This window comes from Bacillus siamensis (assembly GCF_051628075.1).
GTDB lineage: Bacteria > Bacillota > Bacilli > Bacillales > Bacillaceae > Bacillus > Bacillus siamensis.
The window spans coordinates 3,351,134-3,370,491 of the sequence record NZ_CP155579.1 but is presented as its reverse complement, the minus strand read 5'-3'; the positions used below and the strand labels follow the sequence as shown (position 1 = coordinate 3,370,491).

Genomic DNA, 19,358 nt, shown 5'->3' with positions numbered 1-19,358 from the left:
CATTATAAAAAAGCTTTTACTTAAGAGATTACCGTTGATTTCACTTGGAGTTATAGCTTACATACTGACAAAATACGCGCAGAACCATCAGGATTGGGCGGAAAAATACAGTAGGTCTGTATATCCGTTATTGTCAAAAATAGTAGGATTTGTACCTTCTTGGGTCAAGTTTTCTGTTAGTGAATGGCTCGTCGTGTTGGTTGTGTTACTTTTTCTATTTTATATCGTTTATTATGTGCGCAAGGTTATCATGAGTAAAGGTGTACGTAGGATGGTAGTTTATCGTGGTGCTCTAGGAATCGTTACGATCTGTAGCGTGATATATTTTTGTTATACTATTTTGGGTGGAATAAACTATTACAGATATTCTTTTTTGTCTCATACCGAATATAAAGAAGAGAACTACAGCAAGGAAGAACTGGTTAAATTGAGTAAGTCACTTGCCGTTGAAATGGAATTGGCAAGGGAAAAGTTAGCGGATACTGATCTTTTGGCTCATGTACCAGAGGTTTTTGATTATTATGCACAACACGCAGTGTTCTCGATGCAAATGTTATCAAAGAAATATCCTGTTTTGGAGCATTCATATTCAACACCAAAACCAGTGGTGATGTCAAAACTAATGTCGCATGCAGGGATACATGGTATTTTTGTCCCTTTTACTTATGAATCCAATATCAATGTTAATGTGCCCGTTTTCTTGGTGCCTGCTACTATGGCGCATGAATTGGCACATCAGAGTGGTTTCATGCATGAGGATGAGGCTAATTTTATAGCATATCTGGCATGTAAGCAGCAGGATGATCCAATGATACTTTACAGTGGTTTTTTTCTAGCATTTGATTATTCTATATCTGAGCTAAAGAAAGTGGATCCGGATCAGGCGTCTGATATAATGTCCAGTCTGTCCAAGGCGGTGCAGCATGATATAGAACAAAATGAGCAGTACCGGGATAAGTATGAGGGTGTTATTTCAAGCATTTCAAGAAATGTAAATGATGTATATCTGAAGGCAAATAATCAGACAGACGGTTTGAATAGCTATAGTGATATGGTGAATTTGTTGCTGGCAGAGCAGCGAGAGATAGAGAAGTACAATTAAATGTACAGCGGGGGAGTGCGGTGACACTTCGAGAGAGAAAAATAAGAAGGAAAACTAGAAAAGGTTCCGGAAAGCGGATGCTCACGGAACCTTTTTTTGTTTACGCCGAATGGCTTTTTTTCGTATCAACGGTTTCGCCGGATTTAATTCCAAGCGATACGAACAAGCCGATCACAGATACGCCGATCAATATTATAAACAGAATGTGAAATCCGGAGATTAAACCGATCAGTGCTGAAGAAATAATGCTTCCGAAATAACGGAAGGTGGAAAAAATCCCGGATGCGATACCGGACATGCCCGGTTCTACCGTCGCCAGAGAAGACACCTGCATGCTCGTCAGCCCCGCACCGGACGCGATGCCCCCTACAATAAGCGATGCTATAAGGAACGGGACGGAATGGGAATTAACCAAAAGCAGAAATAAAAGATTGGCTCCGGCCATCAGCCCGAAGGACAGAAAAATCATTCTTCGCGCGCCCCATTTGTGATGCAGCTGAGCTCCGCCCCAGTTGCTGGCGGACATAAAAATGGAAAAGACTGAAAGAGCCATACCGCTGTGCGACGTATTCATGCTGAAGTGGCCGGTCATAAAGAGCGGCATCATCAATAACACGGCATACATCATTAAATTGCTTAACAGAACGGACAGATTGGCGCTTGTAAAGGTTGTGTTTTTAAACAGGTCAAAATCAATAATCGGATGTTTCGTACGCAGCTCCCGCCTGAAAAATAGCGGAACAAATACGAGAATGAGCAACGCGTACACCCAATAGCCCAAAGAGCTTTCATTTTTCGTCAAAAGAATAATAGATACAATGCTCCCGGCAAGCAGAACGGACCCGATGATATCAAGCGGCGCGTCAGAGGTTTCTTCTTTATATTTAGGAAACATGATAAATGCCGTCCCGAGTGCGATCGCCAGAAACGGAATGTTGACCCAAAAAATAGAATGCCAGCTGAAACTCTCGATTAAAAGTGACCCGATAAACGGACCGAGAGCTGCGCCCAGCCCGGCACCGAGGCCGAAAAAACCAAATACTTTCGGAAGCCGTTTTTCGGACACGACATGGCGGATGATGGCGATGCTGTTTGGCGTAAGCAAAGCGCCGCCGGCAGCCTGAAGCGCCCGGAAGAAAATCAATAAAAAAAGACTTGGCGAGAGGGCGCACCCCAATGAAGCGATCAGAAAAAGGCCGACACCCCATAAATACATTTTTTTATTTCCGTACATATCACCGAGCTTGCCGGCAATAGGCTGTGTCACGGCCATCACAATTAAATACACCGTCACGACCCATGTGATGCTGGCAATTGATTCGCTGAATGAGCGGGAAATGGATGAAAGAGCGACTGCGATCATCGTCGAATTGATAGGAACGAGTATGGCTCCCAGCAAAAGCGAAACGATCAGCGCCCATTCTTTCTTTGAACTCATCCTTCATCCTCCTAGGAGCCGGACATTACCGGCTGATAATTCCTTTAATAAAAATCTCAGTGCTGTGTTTCAGCATCGTTTCTTCAGAAAGAGTGATGACTCTTTTCCCCAGCTGCAGCCGGTGCATAAAATAACCGAAAATCATTGTCATAAAGACGTCTGCATTAGCTTCTTCGCTGCCGGGGCTTATACTATTCTTCTTTGTCAGTTCCTTAAAGTAAACGATTAAATCCTTTTTTACGGATTGCGGATATACGACAATATCCTGCAGGACGTCTTCGAATAATTCCGGTTCGCGCAGGCAGATGCGGAACACCTCTTTTTTTTGTTCCAATCGCTGCAAAAGGGTCGTGGCGAAATGAAGAAGATCCTCATACAGATTGCCTTCCGCCTTGGTGATCACGCTTTCCGGAACCGGCGTGTGCTGCTCAATCATGGCTTTCATTAGTCCTTGTTTGTTTTTAAAATTACGAAAAATCGTTGCTTCGCTTACATTCGCTTTTTCTGCGATTTCTTTTGTTGTCGCGGCGCGGTATCCTTTTTGAATGATAAGATTCATCGCAGCGTCAAGAATTCTCTTGTTCGTCGTTCTCAACTTGTTTCACCTCGCGTAAATACTGGCAGGACAAGTATACACCCGCCCTGCCCGTCAATAAAGAGGGAAACCTAGCATGAAGCGCGTTTGACTATCGTAATCTGTCCGTTTGTGCCGTCTACCGAGACGATATCTCCGTCATTGAGCCTGTCAGTCGCGACACGTGTGCCGAGAACAGCGGGAAGCCCGTATTCCCTTGCGATGATCGCCGCATGTGAGAGGATGCCGCCCGTATCCGTAATGACGGCCTTTGCATCCTGAAACAGACTGGTCCAAAGCGGTGTCGTCATTTTGCAGACAAGCACATCTCCTGATGAAAAACGGGAAAAATCACTTGCGTCACGAATGACTTTCACCGGGCCGCTTGCGATTCCGCTTGACGCTGCAAGTCCGTAAATATGATGTTCAGTGTTTTTTTCATCTTCTGTGATGGCGCCTGTAACCTGCTCAGCGGCTTTCAGCTGTTCGGGCGTCGGTGTGCCGAGATAAGCGGGCGCTTCAAGCAGCTGATATTGCTGGAAAAGCTGTTTACGTTCAGCGGTTTTTTCCTTCATCGGAACAGGCGTCACCAGCGCTTTCTCGACTTCATCGCTGTATAAGTACCACATATCCTCCCGGTCATCGATCACGCCTTGTTTTTGCAGCAGCTCGCCGATTTTCAAGAGACAAAGGCGCGCTTTGGCGTCCAGCATCGCATCGATATAAAAATGGTGATCATCTATGATGACGGATGCAGATAACGCCCACTGATAATAACGGTCAAACGTCTCTCGGAAGCCGTCATCTTCAATTCGATTCATGAAGGCGGCGTAAAGCTGTTTGCGTTTTTCTATCGTTTTATGAAACTCACTGTCAAAATCGTAGCCGTTCCGGACATAGTTTTGAATGTTAGCCAAAGCGAAATAAGGATTTTCCGCCCACGTTTCTTCGATCAGATCATGGCTTTTTACTGATCTCCAGCCGTATTCTTGTAAGAATTCGCCGACTTGTTCAAGAAAGCGTTTTCCTTCATCTGATTGCAGAAGCGTCTGATGAAGCTCGCCGGCCTGGGAAGATGTAAAGACACGCAGCAGTTCAGGGTTGTCTTTTACTTGTCCGGAAAGCAGCCAGAGCTGTCTGTCGGTTTCCAGTGATTTATTCATGACGCCGGCCAGCATTTCATACAGAAGGGAGGCGTTTTCTTTCTCAACCTGTCCGTACATGGATTCCAGTGTCATATTTAACGCAATCTGCGGAAAGACAATGTTGAAATGTTCTTCATATCCTTTTAAATAGAATTCTTGCAGGTTTCGGAACGCCTCAAGGGCAGTCTCCGGTGTATGATTTTTATGCGCCAGTCCGTCCAGCTTTTGATAAAAAGGCAGAAAGGTTTCATGAATAATATCATACATGCGGTCAGCCAAAACGGGAAAAAGCGCTTCTGACTGTTCTGCGGGCAGGTTGTCGTCGGTCTTATGCTGTCTGGAAAAAACATGGCCCTGGTGGAGCTTGACACGCTCAATCTCGATGCCCATCACAGGGAATGTCTTCGTGCCTTCTTTGAGGCCGTATTCTAAAGCAGGCACAATGAGAGAGGCGAATAACGGGCTGATGGGGCCTTCTATATTGGACTCCATATTGAGCCAAAAATCTTTCTGGTCCCGAGGCGTCATAATAAATTCCCGTTCTTCATCTGCCGCTTTCTGATCCTGCGCGATCGTTGTAATCGGTCTGGCCTGAAGCAGATACAGCTTATTTTCGGCAAATCCGAATTCGAGATCCACGGGATAACCGTACAGTTCTTCCGTCTTTATCGTCAGCATGGCAAGTTCTTTGATGCTCTCGTCATCGAGGCAGAAGCGGTTTCTCATGTCAGCCGACGTTTCTTTTTCGGTCACGCCTTCCTTTTGAGAAACGATATACATTTCTTTTAAACCGATTTCTTTGTCAATCCGGAATGTGTCTTTATTGACGATAAATGTGTCGGGTGTCACACTTCCGGACACGATTGCTTCTCCGAGACCGTAGCTCGCGCTGATCATCAGTTCTCCGTCATCATGTGTGACGGGGTTTCGGCTGAAAATGACCCCTGACACCTCAGAATTGATCAGTCCTTGGACGACAACACCCATTAGCGGTTCTGCAGTGTCATTGTTCATTTTCTCTTTATAACCGCTGACCCGCGCCGAAAAGAAGGAAGCCCAGCATTCTTTCACTTTTCCGAGAAACTCTTCTTCTGTTTTGATATTTAAATAGGTTTCGTACTGGCCCGCGAAAGAAGCGCCTTCAAGATCTTCGGACGCAGACGAGGAACGTACGGCAACAGAGGCGTATGATTCTCTCAATTCATAAAAAGAGGCAATCAGCTCATCGCGGAGCTCTTTTGAAAACGTGCCGTTTAAAATGGCGCGCTCCATCTCTTCCTCATCTGCCTGAAGCCGGTTATCTTCCATAAAACGCGTCAGGGCATTTGTCTGAATGACAAAACCATCGGGAACGGGCAGGCCGTTTTTCGTCAGTTTAATCAGGTTCATTCCTTTTGCGCCTGCTGAGCGGCTCGATTCTTCCGCTTTTTGAAATCGTACTGAATACATGCGGTATAACCCCCTTTTTCTTCATCCAAGAAAATGATAGTAAACACTATCATTACATTGTAAAGAGAGAGGAAGAAACTGTCAAAGACACAAAGACCTAATCCTTCTCCTCCTTTCGGCTGAAGAAAGGCAATTTGGTTCATTTCATTAATGGTTCAATAGATTTACATTCACATTTTTTCTGACAGATGATTGAAGACTGCTGAAAAAGGGTATTGTGATAGCAGGGGAACGATTGTCCGATTCTTCATTTTTTACTATAATCAGATGAGATGAAGAATTCCCGAGGAGGGTTTTTGTGATTACAAAAGCCGTTTTTGCATTATGTTTCCCTTTTATGCTGGTCGTCCTTTTTACGCGGGTCACTTTTAACCATTATGTGGCGATCGCTCTCACAGCCGCACTGCTTTTCGCATCCTATTTAAAAGGTTACACCGAAACGTATTTTATCGTTGGATTGGATGTCGTATCACTGGTAGCCGGCGGGCTGTACATGGCCAAAAAAGAAGCAGACAAAAAGAAAGACAATGCCTGACATGGTGAATATGAAATGGAAGCCTGCTTTTACGCCATAAAAGCAGGTTTTTTATACAAAAATTGACTTGGTAAAAATAAACCATCGAACTTTAGTTCGTATTTTTAGTGATTTTGCCCGTCATTGTGTTACTATATCAATAGGAAGATTTCGTAAAGAAACGGAGGCTTTTTTGTGAAAGATCGTTTTGAGTTAGTCTCGAAATATCAGCCCCAGGGAGATCAGCCGCAAGCGATTGAGAAGCTTGTCAAAGGCATACAGGAAGGCAGAAAACACCAGACTCTCCTGGGTGCGACAGGGACGGGCAAAACCTTTACCGTGTCCAATCTGATTAAAGAAGTCAATAAGCCGACACTGGTCATTGCCCATAACAAAACCCTTGCCGGACAGCTGTACAGCGAGTTTAAGGAGTTTTTTCCGAACAACGCTGTCGAATATTTTGTCAGCTACTACGATTACTATCAGCCGGAGGCGTATGTGCCTCAAACGGATACTTTTATAGAGAAAGACGCAAGCATTAACGATGAAATTGATAAACTGCGGCACTCCGCGACATCCTCTCTGTTTGAACGGAGAGATGTCATTATCATTGCGAGTGTGTCATGCATATACGGTCTCGGTTCGCCTGAAGAATACCGGGAGATGGTCGTGTCGCTCAGACCGGAAATGGAGATTGAGCGGAACGAGCTGCTGAGAAAGCTAGTGGATATCCAGTATGCCCGCAATGATATCGACTTTAAGCGGGGGACGTTCCGCGTGCGCGGCGACGTTGTGGAAATTTTCCCGGCTTCCCGTGACGAACATTGTATCAGAGTGGAATTTTTCGGAGACGAAATAGAGCGGATCAGAGAAGTTGACGCTTTGACCGGAGAGATTCTCGGCGACCGCGATCATGTCGCGATTTTCCCGGCTTCCCACTTCGTCACCCGGGCGGAAAAGATGGAAAAAGCGATTCTGAACATTGAACAGGAGCTTGAGGAGCGCTTGAAAGTCATGCGCGAAAACGGCAAGCTCCTTGAAGCGCAGCGGCTTGAGCAGCGGACGAGATATGATCTTGAAATGATGCGAGAAATGGGTTTCTGTTCGGGCATTGAGAACTATTCAAGACACTTGACGCTCCGTCCTCCGGGCTCTACGCCGTATACGCTGCTTGATTATTTTCCGGACGATTTTATGATCGTCGTTGATGAATCACACGTGACGATTCCGCAGGTGCGCGGCATGTTCAACGGTGACCAGGCAAGAAAACAGGTGCTTGTCGATCATGGGTTCCGCCTGCCGTCAGCGCTTGACAACCGTCCGCTCCGATTCGAGGAATTTGAGAAACATATGCACAATATCGTGTACGTGTCGGCTACTCCGGGACCGTATGAGATTGAGCATACGCCGGAAATGATCGAACAGATCATCAGGCCGACGGGACTGCTCGACCCTCTCATTGACGTCCGGCCGATTGAAGGACAGATTGATGATCTGATCGGCGAGATTCAGGCGAGGATAGAACGGAATGAGCGCGTGCTCGTAACGACATTAACGAAAAAAATGTCAGAGGATCTGACCGATTATCTGAAAGAAATCGGCATCAAGGTCAATTATCTGCATTCCGAGATTAAGACGCTTGAACGGATTGAAATCATCCGTGACCTCCGGCTCGGAAAATATGATGTGCTGGTCGGCATCAACCTGCTGAGGGAAGGTCTTGATATTCCGGAAGTGTCGCTTGTCGCCATTCTGGATGCGGATAAAGAAGGCTTCCTCCGTTCTGAGCGTTCGCTGATTCAGACGATCGGACGGGCGGCGAGAAACGCAGAAGGCCGGGTCATCATGTATGCCGATAAAATCACGCATTCGATGGAAATCGCGATGAATGAAACGAAGCGCCGCCGGGAACAGCAGGAGCGTTTTAACGAAATCCACGGCATTACGCCGCAAACGATCAATAAGGAAATCCGCGATGTGATCCGCGCGACGCAGGCCGCTGAGGATAAAGAAGAATACAAAACAAAAGCCGCGCCTAAGCTGACGAAGCTGACGAAGAAAGAACGCCAGAAAGTCGTTGAGCAAATGGAGCATGAAATGAAAGAAGCGGCCAGAGCGCTTGATTTCGAGCGGGCGGCAGAGCTTCGTGATTTACTGTTAGAGCTAAAAGCGGAAGGATGATGAACACATGGCAATTGACCGGATCGAGGTGAAAGGGGCAAGGGCGCACAATTTAAAAAACATTGATGTAACGATTCCGCGGGATCAGCTCGTCGTCGTGACGGGCCTGTCCGGATCGGGAAAATCATCCCTTGCTTTTGACACCATTTACGCGGAAGGACAGAGACGGTATGTTGAATCGCTTTCTGCCTATGCACGCCAATTTTTAGGGCAGATGGATAAGCCGGACGTTGATGCGATCGAAGGGCTTTCTCCGGCCATCAGCATTGACCAGAAAACGACAAGCCGCAATCCGCGGTCAACCGTCGGAACGGTAACGGAGATTTATGATTATCTCCGGCTCTTATACGCGAGAGTCGGTAAGCCGCACTGTCCGGAGCACGGCATCGAAATTACGTCGCAAACGATTGAACAGATGGTTGACCGGATTCTTGAATATCCTGAGCGGACGAAGCTTCAAGTGCTTGCGCCGATGGTCTCAGGCAGAAAAGGCGCCCATGTTAAGGTCCTTGACCAAATCAGAAAGCAAGGGTATGTAAGGGTGCGGATTGACGGAGAAATGGCCGAGCTTTCCGACGATATTGAACTTGAAAAAAACAAAAAGCATTCCATTGAAGTAGTCATTGACCGGATTGTCGTCAAGGAAGGCGTTGCCGCCCGGCTTTCCGACTCACTGGAAACCGCCCTCCGCTTAGGAGAAGGCCGTGTCATGATAGATGTCATCGGCCAGGAAGAGCTGATGTTCAGCGAGCATCACGCCTGCCCGATTTGCGGTTTTTCCATCGGAGAGCTTGAGCCCCGGCTGTTTTCGTTTAACAGCCCGTTCGGCGCTTGTCCGACTTGCGACGGTCTCGGTTTGAAGTTGGAAGTGGACCCGGAGCTCGTCATTCCAAATCCCGAGCTCTCATTAAAAGAACACGCCATCGCACCGTGGACGCCGATCAGTTCCCAATATTATCCGCAGCTGCTTCAGGCGGTCTGCCGCCATTACGGCATTGATATGGAGACTCCGGTCAAAGACCTGCCGAAGCATCAGCTTGATAAAGTGCTGTACGGCAGCGGCAATGAACGGATCTACTTTAAATACGAGAATGATTTCGGACAAGTGCGGGAGAATGAAATTGAATTTGAAGGCGTGCTGCGCAATATTGAGAGGCGGTATAAAGAGACAAGCTCCGATTATATCCGTGAACAGATGGAGCAATATATGTCACAGAAGCCGTGCCCGACCTGCAAAGGCTACCGGCTGAAGAAAGAAGCGCTGGCCGTTTTGGTCAACGGACGCCACATCGGAACCATTACCGAACTTTCCGTCGGCGATGCGCTGGAATTTTTCAAAAACCTGACGCTGTCTGAGAAAGATATGCAGATTGCAGATTTAATTTTAAGAGAAATTGTGGAACGGCTCAGTTTCTTAGATAAAGTCGGTCTTGATTATCTGACGCTGAGCCGGGCGGCGGGTACGCTGTCAGGCGGCGAAGCCCAGCGTATCAGGCTTGCGACGCAGATCGGCTCCCGTTTGTCAGGCGTCCTGTACATTCTTGATGAGCCGTCCATCGGTCTTCACCAGCGTGACAATGACCGTCTGATCAGCGCGCTGAAAAACATGAGAGATCTCGGCAACACACTGATTGTCGTCGAGCATGATGAAGATACGATGATGGCTGCCGATTATCTGATAGATATCGGACCGGGCGCCGGCATTCACGGCGGCCGCGTCATATCGGCGGGCACGCCTGAAGAAGTGATGAATGATGCGGATTCTCTGACCGGACGTTATTTGTCAGGGGCTCAATTCATCCCGATGCCTCCTGAGAGAAGAAAACCTGACGGCCGATACATTGAAATCAAAGGCGCTACGGAAAACAACCTGAAAAAAGCGAATGCCAAATTCCCGCTCGGCACTTTTACGGCGGTGACAGGGGTATCCGGTTCCGGAAAAAGCACGCTTGTGAATGAAATTCTGCATAAGGCGCTTGCGCAAAAGCTTCATAAAGCCAAAGCGAAACCGGGAAGCCATAAAGAGATCAAAGGCCTCGACCATCTTGATAAGGTGATCGATATCGACCAGGCGCCGATCGGCCGGACGCCGAGATCAAATCCGGCAACTTACACGGGTGTGTTTGATGACATCCGCGATGTGTTCGCGCAGACAAATGAAGCAAAGGTGCGCGGCTACAAAAAAGGCCGATTCAGCTTTAATGTGAAAGGCGGGCGCTGTGAAGCCTGCCGCGGCGACGGCATCATCAAAATTGAGATGCATTTCCTTCCTGACGTGTACGTCCCGTGCGAAGTGTGTCACGGCAAACGTTACAACCGGGAAACGCTTGAGGTCACATACAAAGGAAAAAGCATTTCTGATGTTCTGGATATGACGGTGGAAGATGCTCTGTCTTTCTTTGAAAATATCCCGAAAATCAAACGCAAGCTTCAAACGCTTGCCGATGTCGGACTCGGGTATGTGACGCTCGGCCAGCCTGCGACGACGCTCTCAGGCGGAGAAGCGCAGCGCGTCAAGCTCGCTTCCGAACTGCATAAGCGCTCCACCGGCCGGACGCTGTATATTCTGGACGAACCGACGACAGGCCTCCACGTTGATGATATCGCAAGGCTTTTAGTTGTGCTTCAAAGACTCGTCGATAACGGAGATACCGTTTTGGTTATTGAACACAATCTCGATATCATTAAAACGGCGGACTACATCGTCGATCTCGGACCTGAAGGCGGCGCGGGCGGCGGCACGATCGTAGCCTCCGGGACGCCTGAAGAAATTGTCGAAGTGAAAGAATCATATACGGGCCGCTATCTGAAACCGGTAATGGAACGTGATAAAAAACGGATGAAAGCATTGCTGGCCGAAAAAGAAACGGCAGCCACTTAACAGATAAAACAACAGCCCAAAACCGATCGGTTTTGGGCTGTTGTGCTACAGGCTTTTCTTCTGTTGGGGAAGCTGTCTGCTTAAATGCATTAAATCCTGCAGAATATGAGTGCTGCTGCTGTCCAGCAGCACTTTTATATATTGAATATCATGAGAAATGGGAAGAGGCGCCGCCTTGATCTGTTCCAGTTCAGCCAGCATTTCGCTGTTCATTCTTTTCTGTTCGCGAATCAATTTTCGCAGACTTTCTTCCGTTACTTGGTCGTTTCCGGGATCTTTCTCCATTTGGTATGTCCTCCTTGCATACGGTCAGGCTTTGTTACATATTGTAATCGGTTAGGGGAAAAGATTCTATAGTGAAATCTCTGAAATGAAAAATTACGTATAACGAAGCATGTCCTTTAGCATGAAAATGAAACCCGCCCATTCGTCATACGTATGTATAATGAAGGGTCTTTTACATTACCGCACAGGGAGTGTTTTTATTGAATCGAAACCAAGCGATCATCGCATCCATCTGTTATTTCAGCGTGTTTTTCGCGCCTCTTATTCTTCCGATTGTGGCTTACTTCGTCGTCGATGAAAAAGAGACGAAGAGGCATGCCATGCGCGCCCTGATTTCTCACATCATTCCGTTTGCGGGATTGCTGATTGTGATCGCCGGTGTTGTCGGAGGAGCAATTACGGCTCAGGGGGAGAGTATGGTTCCGGTTTTTGTTATGATAGCAGGAGCAGCTGTTTACTTTCTGATCCTCATCGGAATGGTCATTTGGAATATCGTGCAGGGAATAAAGGTATTACGCCAGGTGTAAGAAAAGTCGGGGGAGGAGTTTTATATGAAACAGGAGAAAGAACGGATTTTAAAGCTTGTGGAAGAAGGCAGGCTGACGGCGCAGGAAGCTTTGACGCTCATTGAAAAACTGGATCATGAATATAAAGAAAAAGAAGAGCAGATCACCGCATTATCAACGGAGGTCCAGGAACCTGCGGAAGATTTCAAAAGCGGGACAAAAGAAAGCCAAAAGCCGTCGATCGGTGCTAAGCTGTTCGATTGGATTGATTCGGCTGTCAAAAAAGTGAAGGAAGCGGATCTGGATCTGAATTTCGGCCACGCACACGACGTGCAGCATATTTTTCAATTTAAAGACAGTGAATTCTCAGCCATTGATATGCAGATTGCAAACGGCAGCGTCAATATCGTACCGTGGGCGGATGAAGATGTCAGAGCGGAGTGCCAGGCGAAAGTGTACCGGGCGGACAGTCAGGAGGCGGCGCGCACCGCATTTCTCCAGCATATTGAGTGCGAAATGAAGGGCAATAAGTTTTTTGTCCGCACGGAAAAGAAAACGATGAAAACCAATGTCACGCTTTATGTTCCTCAGAAAGAGTACGATAAGATAAGGGTGAAACTGTTTAACGGACCGATCAGAGGGGAACATTTACATGTAAAAGAATTCTCGGCGAAAACGACAAACGGCGTCCTGTCATTCTCTCATCTGACGGCTGAGAAAGCGTCGGCGGAAACGGCTAACGGACAAATCAAGCTGGCCGGCCATCAATGCGGCGCGATCGAAGCGGAAACAATTAACGGCTTGATTGATTTGCGCGGATCGAGTGAATCTATTGACGTCCAAAGCTTTAACGGCAATATCATCCTTACCGTGACAGCGCCGCACTGCCGCTCCATCTACACAAAAACGACGACCGGAAATGTGGAGATCGCCCTGCCTGATGACTCGGCGGTGAAAGCGGAGCTCAAAAGCAATCTCGGTTCTCTCAGCCACGAGCTGATTGATGCGGAGATTTTAAAGGAAAAGAATGATACCATTCAAAAAGAACTGATGCTGGAATCAAATCAAGGCCATGATCAGCATCTTTCGATTTTCTCAGAATCGTTAACAGGAGCCATTAAGCTCAAGCATACTCAGAGGTGATTGGATGAAAAGACTTTACCGTTCAGAAAAAAACCGTAAAATCGCCGGTGTCGTCGGCGGTTTGGCGGAGTACATCAACATGGATGCGTCGCTTTTGCGCATCATAACCGTTGTATTAGCGCTTGTCACGAGCGGAATCGTGCCAATTGTATATATTATCTGGTGTTTTGTTGTACCTTTAGAAGGAGATTTGAAATAAATGATCAAATGGGCAGTCAGCATTTTAGTAAATGCTTTATTATTAATCGTTATCGCGGGATATTTTGATTCCGTCCATATCAGCAGTATCGGAGCGGCTGTCATCGCCAGTGTGATTCTTTCTGTGTTAAATGTGCTGATCAAACCGATCATCGTCATATTGACATTGCCTGTCACGGTTGTGACCCTCGGCCTTTTTCTGTTTGTCATCAACGCCATTACGTTAATGATGACCGCTGCCTTAATGGGAGACAGCTTTCAGATTGACGGGTTCGGCACCGCCATTTGGGCATCCGTCGTGCTTTCCGTTTTCCACTTGCTGATTCAAAAAGGCATATTGGAGCCGCTTAGAAAAGGATAAAAAAAGAGCTGTCCCCGAGAGGGCAGCTTTTTTATGTGCGGTTACATAAGCGGAGGCCTCCTGACGCAACATAATGCATAGGGAGGTAATGAGATGAAACTTGTGATGACGCTCTTTTTTCTGATTGGTTTGCTTTGTGTGAGTCCTTCTGCGGGTGCGGCGCGCAAAGAATCGGCAATCCCGGTGAATCAGCAGGAATTCGGACAGCCGCCTCATTACATACCGCTTCTGGAGAATCCTCCCCAAATCGAAGTAAAGGCGGAAATGAAAAGAAACCTGTTCATACAGGCTCATGTACAGAATGCCGATTATCAAGCGTTTTCGGCGTTTCTTTTTTATAAACAAAGCAATGAGCTGGGATATAAGATGGTGCCGATGGAGCCCGCTCCAGGCGCAATCCGGCTGTTTACGGCCCAGGTTTCAAAACGGGATATCTGGAATGGAGAATTGGAATATTACCTCGTTTTCACCAACGGCAGACAGCGGGCGGAATCGGAGAAAAAGCGGCTGAAGCTGGACGGCTATCAAGCCGATTTGAATCATATTCCCGAGCTGATGATTACGGAGCTTGCCGTTGATACGAAAAATGAAGACGGCGCTGATGCCTATGAATTTATCGAGGTGTATAACACGACGGACAGACCCATTCACTTTAAGGATTATCATATCCGCTACCGCTACCCGAAGGAAGGGCCGGATTCAGATGTGATATGGAGGCCGAAAGAAGATATTGTCATTCCGTCAGGCGGCGCTTATGTGTTTTGGCTGAGACGCGCCGCATCAGAACTGACGGCAGATGATTTCAACCGCTATTACGGAACCCGCCTGAAGGAGGGAAAACATCTCGCCGTCATCGAAGGGACGGACGGAATGTCCAATGCCCGCCCGCGGACGGTGGTGCTGTCAGCAAACACCGGAAAAACCATCGCCTCAGCGCATTACAGAAAACATGCATTCCGCCGGCTGACTTCTTTGCTGTACAAATATCCGCTGAACGGAACGGGAGAATTGCTGAAGATCTCCACAAGCGAACATAAGCCGTCACCGGGCTCCGTTTTTCAGGCGCAGATCCCTCAGCAGAAAAGAGTGATCAAACCGGACAAGGAAAAACCGGTCATTGAAGACCTTACAGACAAAAAGCCGGTCCGGCCGGCAGAAAGCATTGAATTAAAAGCGGACATCCGGGACAAAAACCTTGTCAAAACAGCCGCGTTTTATTACAGAACCAATGAGAACAAACCATTCAAACGAATTCTGGCTGAAAAAGACCGCAACGACAGCTTATACCGTCACATTATTTATTCCCCGGAACTGCTCGGCCAGGATCAGCTGGAGTATTATATCGCAGCCGGTGACGGGGAAAATGAAGCAAAAACACCCGTCAAGATGATTGACATTGAACAGACGAGTAAATCACACGGACTCAGAATGAACATTGAACCGGAAGATACGATTTCGGGCACCTATCTGCTCAAAGCCACATCTGACGCCGGCACGGATAAGATCAAGCTGTGGATTGACGGCAAGCGGCAGGAGACCCGGCCGGCGCTGGAAAAAGAGGTCTATTTCGCCTTCGATGCCCGGAAAACCAATCTTTATTTCAAAAACACCGTCATGATGGAAAACGAGGTGCTGCACATTTTTGACGATCCGGCTCATCGCTACAGAACGTACTCGGTTCTGCTTCCGGAACGTCTGCTGCAAAAAGGGGGCAAAACGCAGAAAGTATCTATCCGCGCGGGCTCAAAGGTTTCTCCGTATGACACGGGGGAGAATCGGGATGATTTTATCGTGAAAAATGCCCGCCTGGTGCTTTCAGACGGAACGTTGATCAAAGACGGGAAGCGGGATCCTGATGAGCAGCTGTTTATCGGTGACGGCAAGCGGGCGAATCAGAGCATGACCTTCTCATTCAGCCTGCCGGATCATTTATTTACGTCGCGGCTTTTGCCATGGAATACGGCGAAGCTTTCTGAAGGCTATCACCAGATTTTTGTAAGCGACGGTGAGGAGCAGCTCAGTCAGTCTGTGCGGGTGGACAATACAGGCCCGAAAATTGTTCCGGGGATCAAAGAAGGCGCGACATTGAAAGGTAACTTTGAGCTGAAAGCGGACATCCGTGATAAATGGAGCAAGGTGGAAGAAGTCAAAGCGTTTTTGGACGGAGAAAGCATCACGCTCCCGCATCATACGTCATCAGCCGATCTTAAGCCCGGAAAGCATACGCTTACCATCACTGCGGCAGACCTTGCCGGAAATGAAACAACGTCCGTCCGCACCTTCCATATCAAACGGGAGGAGCCGGATCAGCCGGAGCTTGCCGATCAAAACATTAGCGCCCATAAAGCGAAGCTGTCCGTGCGGGTAAAAGATCCGACGAAGGATGAGATGAATGTATCATTTTACCGGGGATTCCGTTACACCGCGCGGAATCCGGGCAGCGTGAGAGTGTATAAACACGCCTCATTAACAGAACCGCCGCAAGGCATAAAAGAAAATGAAATGCCGTTTACACTGCCGGAAATGAACCGTATCTCGGCAAATGACGGAAAAACAGTCTCGTCAGAAAGCAAGGAACGTTTCCCTTATCACCGATTTGAAGTAACCGTTGACCCGTCTATTGACGAAACGGACCTGGCCGAAGCGGTCTGGAAAGGAAGCTCTCTGCCCGGCCGAAAGGTAACCATGTATATTTGGAATTACCGGACAAGCCGCTGGCAGGAGGCGGACAGCGTCCTTGCCAAAAATAAAAAGCCGTTTACGTTAAAAGCTGCCGTGTCTGCAGCGGATGCGGTGAAAAACTCAAAGATGAATGTCATCGTGCAGGATCAAATCCCGGCAAAAGGCAATTACTCATTTGTCTGGATGTCCGATACACAGTATTACGCACAAGGGCACCCGAACATTTTTGACAAAATGACGGAGTGGATCAAAGAAAATAAGGAAAAGCACAATATCAAATATGTCTTTCATACCGGCGATATCGTCGATGATTCAATGGTGATGAAACAGTGGAAAAACGCCGATCACTCCATGCGGACACTTGATAAGGCGGGGATTCCGTACGGAGTGCTTGCCGGCAATCATGACGTCGGCCATAAAGACGGCACATACCGAACCTTCGGGGATTTCTTCGGAAGCCGCCGTTTTGAAAAGAACATGCATTACGGCGGGTCATACAAAAATAACCGCGGGCATTATGATCTGCTGTCGGCAAGCGGGAACGATTTTATTATGATTTATATGGGCTGGGGCATTGCGGATCAAGAGATTGACTGGATCAATCAAGTGCTTAAGCAATATCCGGACCGAACCGCCATATTATGTTTTCATGAGTATTTGCTTGTGAGCGGAAACCGAAGCCCGATCGGGGAGACGATCTATCAAAAAGTCGTTAAGCCGAATCGCAATGTGGCGATGGTATTGAGCGGCCATTATCATAATGCTGTGAAAAAAACCGATGCCCTTGACGATGACGGCGACGGAAAACCGGACCGCCTCGTTCATCAAATTCTGACCGACTATCAGGATGGTCCTGAAGGGGGACAAGGCTATATGCGCATCATGCAATTCGATCAGGCCGCCAATCAGGTTCACATGTTCTCCTACTCGCCGTATACGGATGACATCAATTACTATGACACCGATCTGTTCGCTGATAAAGACGAATTTTCAGCTGAAATGGATTTACAGCCGAAAATGAAAAAGGTAGCGACCGATTATTTTGAATGCAACGTTTATACGAACGAACTGCTCGGTCATCAAAAACACGTAAAAAGCGGAAAAACCGCAGAGTGGGTCTGGGACGGCCTGCAGCCGGAATCGGTTTATTACTGGTACACCGTCGTCAAAGATCCGTACAACGGCAAAACAATATCACCGATCTGGATGTTCAAAACGGGAAATACGCCTTATGCTCCAGCTCCGGATCAGCTTGATTTCAGGCATGTCTCCAACCCATAACAGTGAAATACCGCCTGCTGATCGCTCAGAACGGAATCTGACGGTCAGCAGGATTTTTTCTGTACGGAAATGGCGGCGCCCTGCTGTGATAAGTGCTTTTGACTTTTTTATGTCCCTTTTCTATACTAAAATCGATTGGTTTTCTTAAATGCAGGAGGAAACATAATGAACAGTAAAACCGGGACAAAAGAAAGAATTATTCAAACCTCTGCATATCTTTTTCAGATTCAGGGATACCATGCGACAGGTTTGAATCAAATTATAAAAGAGAGCGGAGCACCCAGAGGGTCTGTGTATCATCACTTTCCAAACGGAAAAGAAGAACTCGCCATTGCGGCAATCAGACATACGGGAAGATGCGTTGAAAAGCAAATACAGAATAGCATGTCTCAATTCGGGGACCCTGTAGAAGCCATTCAGCACTTTATTCATGTAACGGCTGAACAGTTTAATGATCCTCAGAATATTGAGGGCGTGCCGGTTGGATTGCTGGCGGGTGAGACCGCTCTGATCAATGAAACGTTAAGATGCACATGTGTTGAAGTGTTCAAGAAGTGGACGGATGTGTTTGCGGCAAAATTTCTTGAGCATGGGTTTGAACAAGAGGAAGCAGAGAAGCTTGGGATGACAATCAACTCGATGATTGAAGGCGCAATCATGTTTTCACTGGCTCATAAAAACAAAGAACCGCTGCTGCTGATTTCAAAGCAGGTTCCGTATATTGTCCAAAACAGAGGGTAGCATTTTAGTACTCTTTTCTTTATGAAAAATAGATACCAGAACCCTAGCCTCTCGTTTTGACAGAGTCATAGAGAATTGATTTGAAAATGGCAGATCAAAAAAACATCTCCAACCCGTAACGGTTGGAGATGTTTCATTTCACCCTGTCCATATAATGCACAAATGTGTAGCGGTCGCCTCTGTAGGCGGATTTGACATGCTCAAAGGCAGTGCCGTCCTGCAGATAAGTGGTCCGCTTGATATAGAGGACGGGCGCGCCGGGCTGGATACCGAGCAGTTCGGCTTCTTCCTCGGAAGCTGTTCCCGGTTCAAGCTCTTGTTTGGCGCGTGAAATCGGCATCTGATTGTACGCTTCAATATGCTCATACATGGATGATTGAAAATGGGAGGCATCCAATTTCCCTGCCTTGTCAAACGGGATGTACGAGGCTTCAATCGCCATCGGGATATCATTCGCCAGCCGGACGCGGATAATTTTATGAAGCGTTGCCGGACAGCCGCATCCCAGGATAGAAGATAATTCTTCCGTCGCCTGAATCAGCTGGTATTCGGCAAGTCTGCTCCCCGGCTTCATGCCCCGGCTTCTCATATCTTCGGTGAAGCTTGTCAGCCCTTGAAGCGGCTGCTCCATCTTCAGTTTGCTGACGAACGTTCCCCGGCCTTTCTGTCTGTATAAAAATCCTTCATTCACCAAATTGGAAAGCGCCTGGCGCACCGTCATGCGGCTGATGCCGAATTGTTCGGCGTATTCCCGTTCCGACGGAAGCAGCGCATCCGCTTTCAGCTCGCCGTTTTTGATTTGGGTTTTCAATTGTTCCATAATCTGAAAGTAAATCGGAATCGGAGATTGTTTATCAATCTGCATAGGTCAAATCCT

At 47.5% G+C, this 19,358-nt stretch carries 15 protein-coding genes; 10 read left to right on the top strand and 5 right to left on the bottom strand.

All coding sequences use genetic code 11. The features are described from left to right. The first annotated feature begins 34 nt into the window (after positions 1 to 34). A complete protein-coding gene (locus ABDB98_RS16710; RefSeq protein ID WP_438420734.1) occupies positions 35 to 1,102 on the top strand; it encodes a DUF3810 domain-containing protein in 1,068 nt (355 codons plus the stop codon). 100 nt (positions 1,103 to 1,202) lie between these two features. Here the strand turns inward: ABDB98_RS16710 and ABDB98_RS16705 are convergent, their stop codons facing one another. The 3 genes from ABDB98_RS16705 to ABDB98_RS16695 form a co-directional block, all read right to left on the bottom strand. Beyond that, positions 1,203 to 2,540 (bottom strand): MFS transporter, encoded by a 1,338-nt coding sequence (locus tag ABDB98_RS16705; RefSeq protein ID WP_438420733.1) that lies wholly within the window; start codon positions 2,538 to 2,540, stop codon positions 1,203 to 1,205. 25 nt (positions 2,541 to 2,565) lie between these two features. Next, positions 2,566 to 3,135: a TetR/AcrR family transcriptional regulator gene (locus ABDB98_RS16700; protein ID WP_438420732.1), complete on the bottom strand. Its 570-nt coding sequence runs from the start codon at positions 3,133 to 3,135 to the stop codon at positions 2,566 to 2,568. 71 nt (positions 3,136 to 3,206) lie between these two features. Further along, positions 3,207 to 5,708 carry a PEP/pyruvate-binding domain-containing protein gene (locus ABDB98_RS16695; RefSeq protein WP_438420731.1) on the bottom strand — a complete coding sequence of 834 codons (2,502 nt, stop codon included), beginning with the start codon at positions 5,706 to 5,708 and terminating at the stop codon, positions 3,207 to 3,209. A 298-nt stretch (positions 5,709 to 6,006) separates the two neighbouring features. Here ABDB98_RS16695 and ABDB98_RS16690 point away from each other — a divergent pair, with 298 nt between their 5' ends. From ABDB98_RS16690 to uvrA, 3 genes are all read left to right on the top strand, one after another. Further along, the gene (locus ABDB98_RS16690; protein ID WP_003151438.1) at positions 6,007 to 6,243 is read left to right on the top strand and encodes a CsbA family protein; all 237 of its coding nucleotides are present in this window, start codon (positions 6,007 to 6,009) and stop codon (positions 6,241 to 6,243) included. A 174-nt stretch (positions 6,244 to 6,417) separates the two neighbouring features. Then, the gene (gene uvrB, locus ABDB98_RS16685) at positions 6,418 to 8,403 is read left to right on the top strand and encodes an excinuclease ABC subunit UvrB (RefSeq protein ID WP_438420729.1); all 1,986 of its coding nucleotides are present in this window, start codon (positions 6,418 to 6,420) and stop codon (positions 8,401 to 8,403) included. Positions 8,404 to 8,410: 7 nt separating this feature from the next. After that, positions 8,411 to 11,284 carry an excinuclease ABC subunit UvrA gene (uvrA, locus tag ABDB98_RS16680; RefSeq protein ID WP_049627485.1) on the top strand — a complete coding sequence of 958 codons (2,874 nt, stop codon included), beginning with the start codon at positions 8,411 to 8,413 and terminating at the stop codon, positions 11,282 to 11,284. Between the two features lie 45 nt (positions 11,285 to 11,329). Here the strand turns inward: uvrA and ABDB98_RS16675 are convergent, their stop codons facing one another. Beyond that, complete coding sequence (locus ABDB98_RS16675) at positions 11,330 to 11,569, bottom strand: hypothetical protein (protein ID WP_016937799.1); 240 nt, start codon at positions 11,567 to 11,569, stop codon at positions 11,330 to 11,332. A gap of 200 nt (positions 11,570 to 11,769) precedes the next feature. Between ABDB98_RS16675 and ABDB98_RS16670 the strand changes: the two genes are divergently transcribed. The 6 genes from ABDB98_RS16670 (at position 11,770) to ABDB98_RS16645 (ending at position 18,481) form a co-directional block, all read left to right on the top strand. Continuing rightward, positions 11,770 to 12,096 carry a hypothetical protein gene (locus tag ABDB98_RS16670; protein WP_016937800.1) on the top strand — a complete coding sequence of 109 codons (327 nt, stop codon included), beginning with the start codon at positions 11,770 to 11,772 and terminating at the stop codon, positions 12,094 to 12,096. A 24-nt stretch (positions 12,097 to 12,120) separates the two neighbouring features. Further along, positions 12,121 to 13,218, top strand: coding sequence for a DUF4097 family beta strand repeat-containing protein (locus tag ABDB98_RS16665; protein ID WP_328220950.1), 1,098 nt, complete (start codon positions 12,121 to 12,123; stop codon positions 13,216 to 13,218). Positions 13,219 to 13,222: 4 nt separating this feature from the next. Continuing rightward, on the top strand, positions 13,223 to 13,417 hold the full coding sequence (locus ABDB98_RS16660; protein ID WP_003151448.1) for a PspC domain-containing protein: 195 nt from the start codon (positions 13,223 to 13,225) through the stop codon (positions 13,415 to 13,417). After that, entirely contained in the window at positions 13,418 to 13,777 is a 360-nt protein-coding gene (locus ABDB98_RS16655) for a phage holin family protein (protein ID WP_014418984.1), read from the top strand. A gap of 93 nt (positions 13,778 to 13,870) precedes the next feature. After that, on the top strand, positions 13,871 to 17,740 hold the full coding sequence (locus ABDB98_RS16650; RefSeq protein WP_438420728.1) for a metallophosphoesterase: 3,870 nt from the start codon (positions 13,871 to 13,873) through the stop codon (positions 17,738 to 17,740). Positions 17,741 to 17,905: 165 nt separating this feature from the next. Further along, entirely contained in the window at positions 17,906 to 18,481 is a 576-nt protein-coding gene (locus ABDB98_RS16645; protein WP_438420727.1) for a TetR/AcrR family transcriptional regulator, read from the top strand. A gap of 133 nt (positions 18,482 to 18,614) precedes the next feature. Here the strand turns inward: ABDB98_RS16645 and ABDB98_RS16640 are convergent, their stop codons facing one another. Continuing rightward, entirely contained in the window at positions 18,615 to 19,346 is a 732-nt protein-coding gene (locus ABDB98_RS16640; protein ID WP_438420726.1) for a GntR family transcriptional regulator, read from the bottom strand. Positions 19,347 to 19,358: the final 12 nt, after the last annotated feature.

What these genes read in the sequence shown, in the direction of transcription:
- ABDB98_RS16705 (WP_438420733.1), bottom strand. Translation starts at nt 2,540, where the DNA reads ATGAGTTCAAAGAAAGAATGGGCGCTGATCGTTTCGCTTTTGCTGGGA.
- ABDB98_RS16695 (WP_438420731.1), bottom strand. Translation starts at nt 5,708, where the DNA reads ATGTATTCAGTACGATTTCAAAAAGCGGAAGAATCGAGCCGCTCAGCA.
- uvrA (WP_049627485.1), top strand. Translation starts at nt 8,411, where the DNA reads ATGGCAATTGACCGGATCGAGGTGAAAGGGGCAAGGGCGCACAATTTA.
- ABDB98_RS16675 (WP_016937799.1), bottom strand. Translation starts at nt 11,569, where the DNA reads ATGGAGAAAGATCCCGGAAACGACCAAGTAACGGAAGAAAGTCTGCGA.
- ABDB98_RS16665 (WP_328220950.1), top strand. Translation starts at nt 12,121, where the DNA reads ATGAAACAGGAGAAAGAACGGATTTTAAAGCTTGTGGAAGAAGGCAGG.
- ABDB98_RS16660 (WP_003151448.1), top strand. Translation starts at nt 13,223, where the DNA reads ATGAAAAGACTTTACCGTTCAGAAAAAAACCGTAAAATCGCCGGTGTC.
- ABDB98_RS16655 (WP_014418984.1), top strand. Translation starts at nt 13,418, where the DNA reads ATGATCAAATGGGCAGTCAGCATTTTAGTAAATGCTTTATTATTAATC.
- ABDB98_RS16650 (WP_438420728.1), top strand. Translation starts at nt 13,871, where the DNA reads ATGAAACTTGTGATGACGCTCTTTTTTCTGATTGGTTTGCTTTGTGTG.
- ABDB98_RS16645 (WP_438420727.1), top strand. Translation starts at nt 17,906, where the DNA reads ATGAACAGTAAAACCGGGACAAAAGAAAGAATTATTCAAACCTCTGCA.
- ABDB98_RS16640 (WP_438420726.1), bottom strand. Translation starts at nt 19,346, where the DNA reads ATGCAGATTGATAAACAATCTCCGATTCCGATTTACTTTCAGATTATG.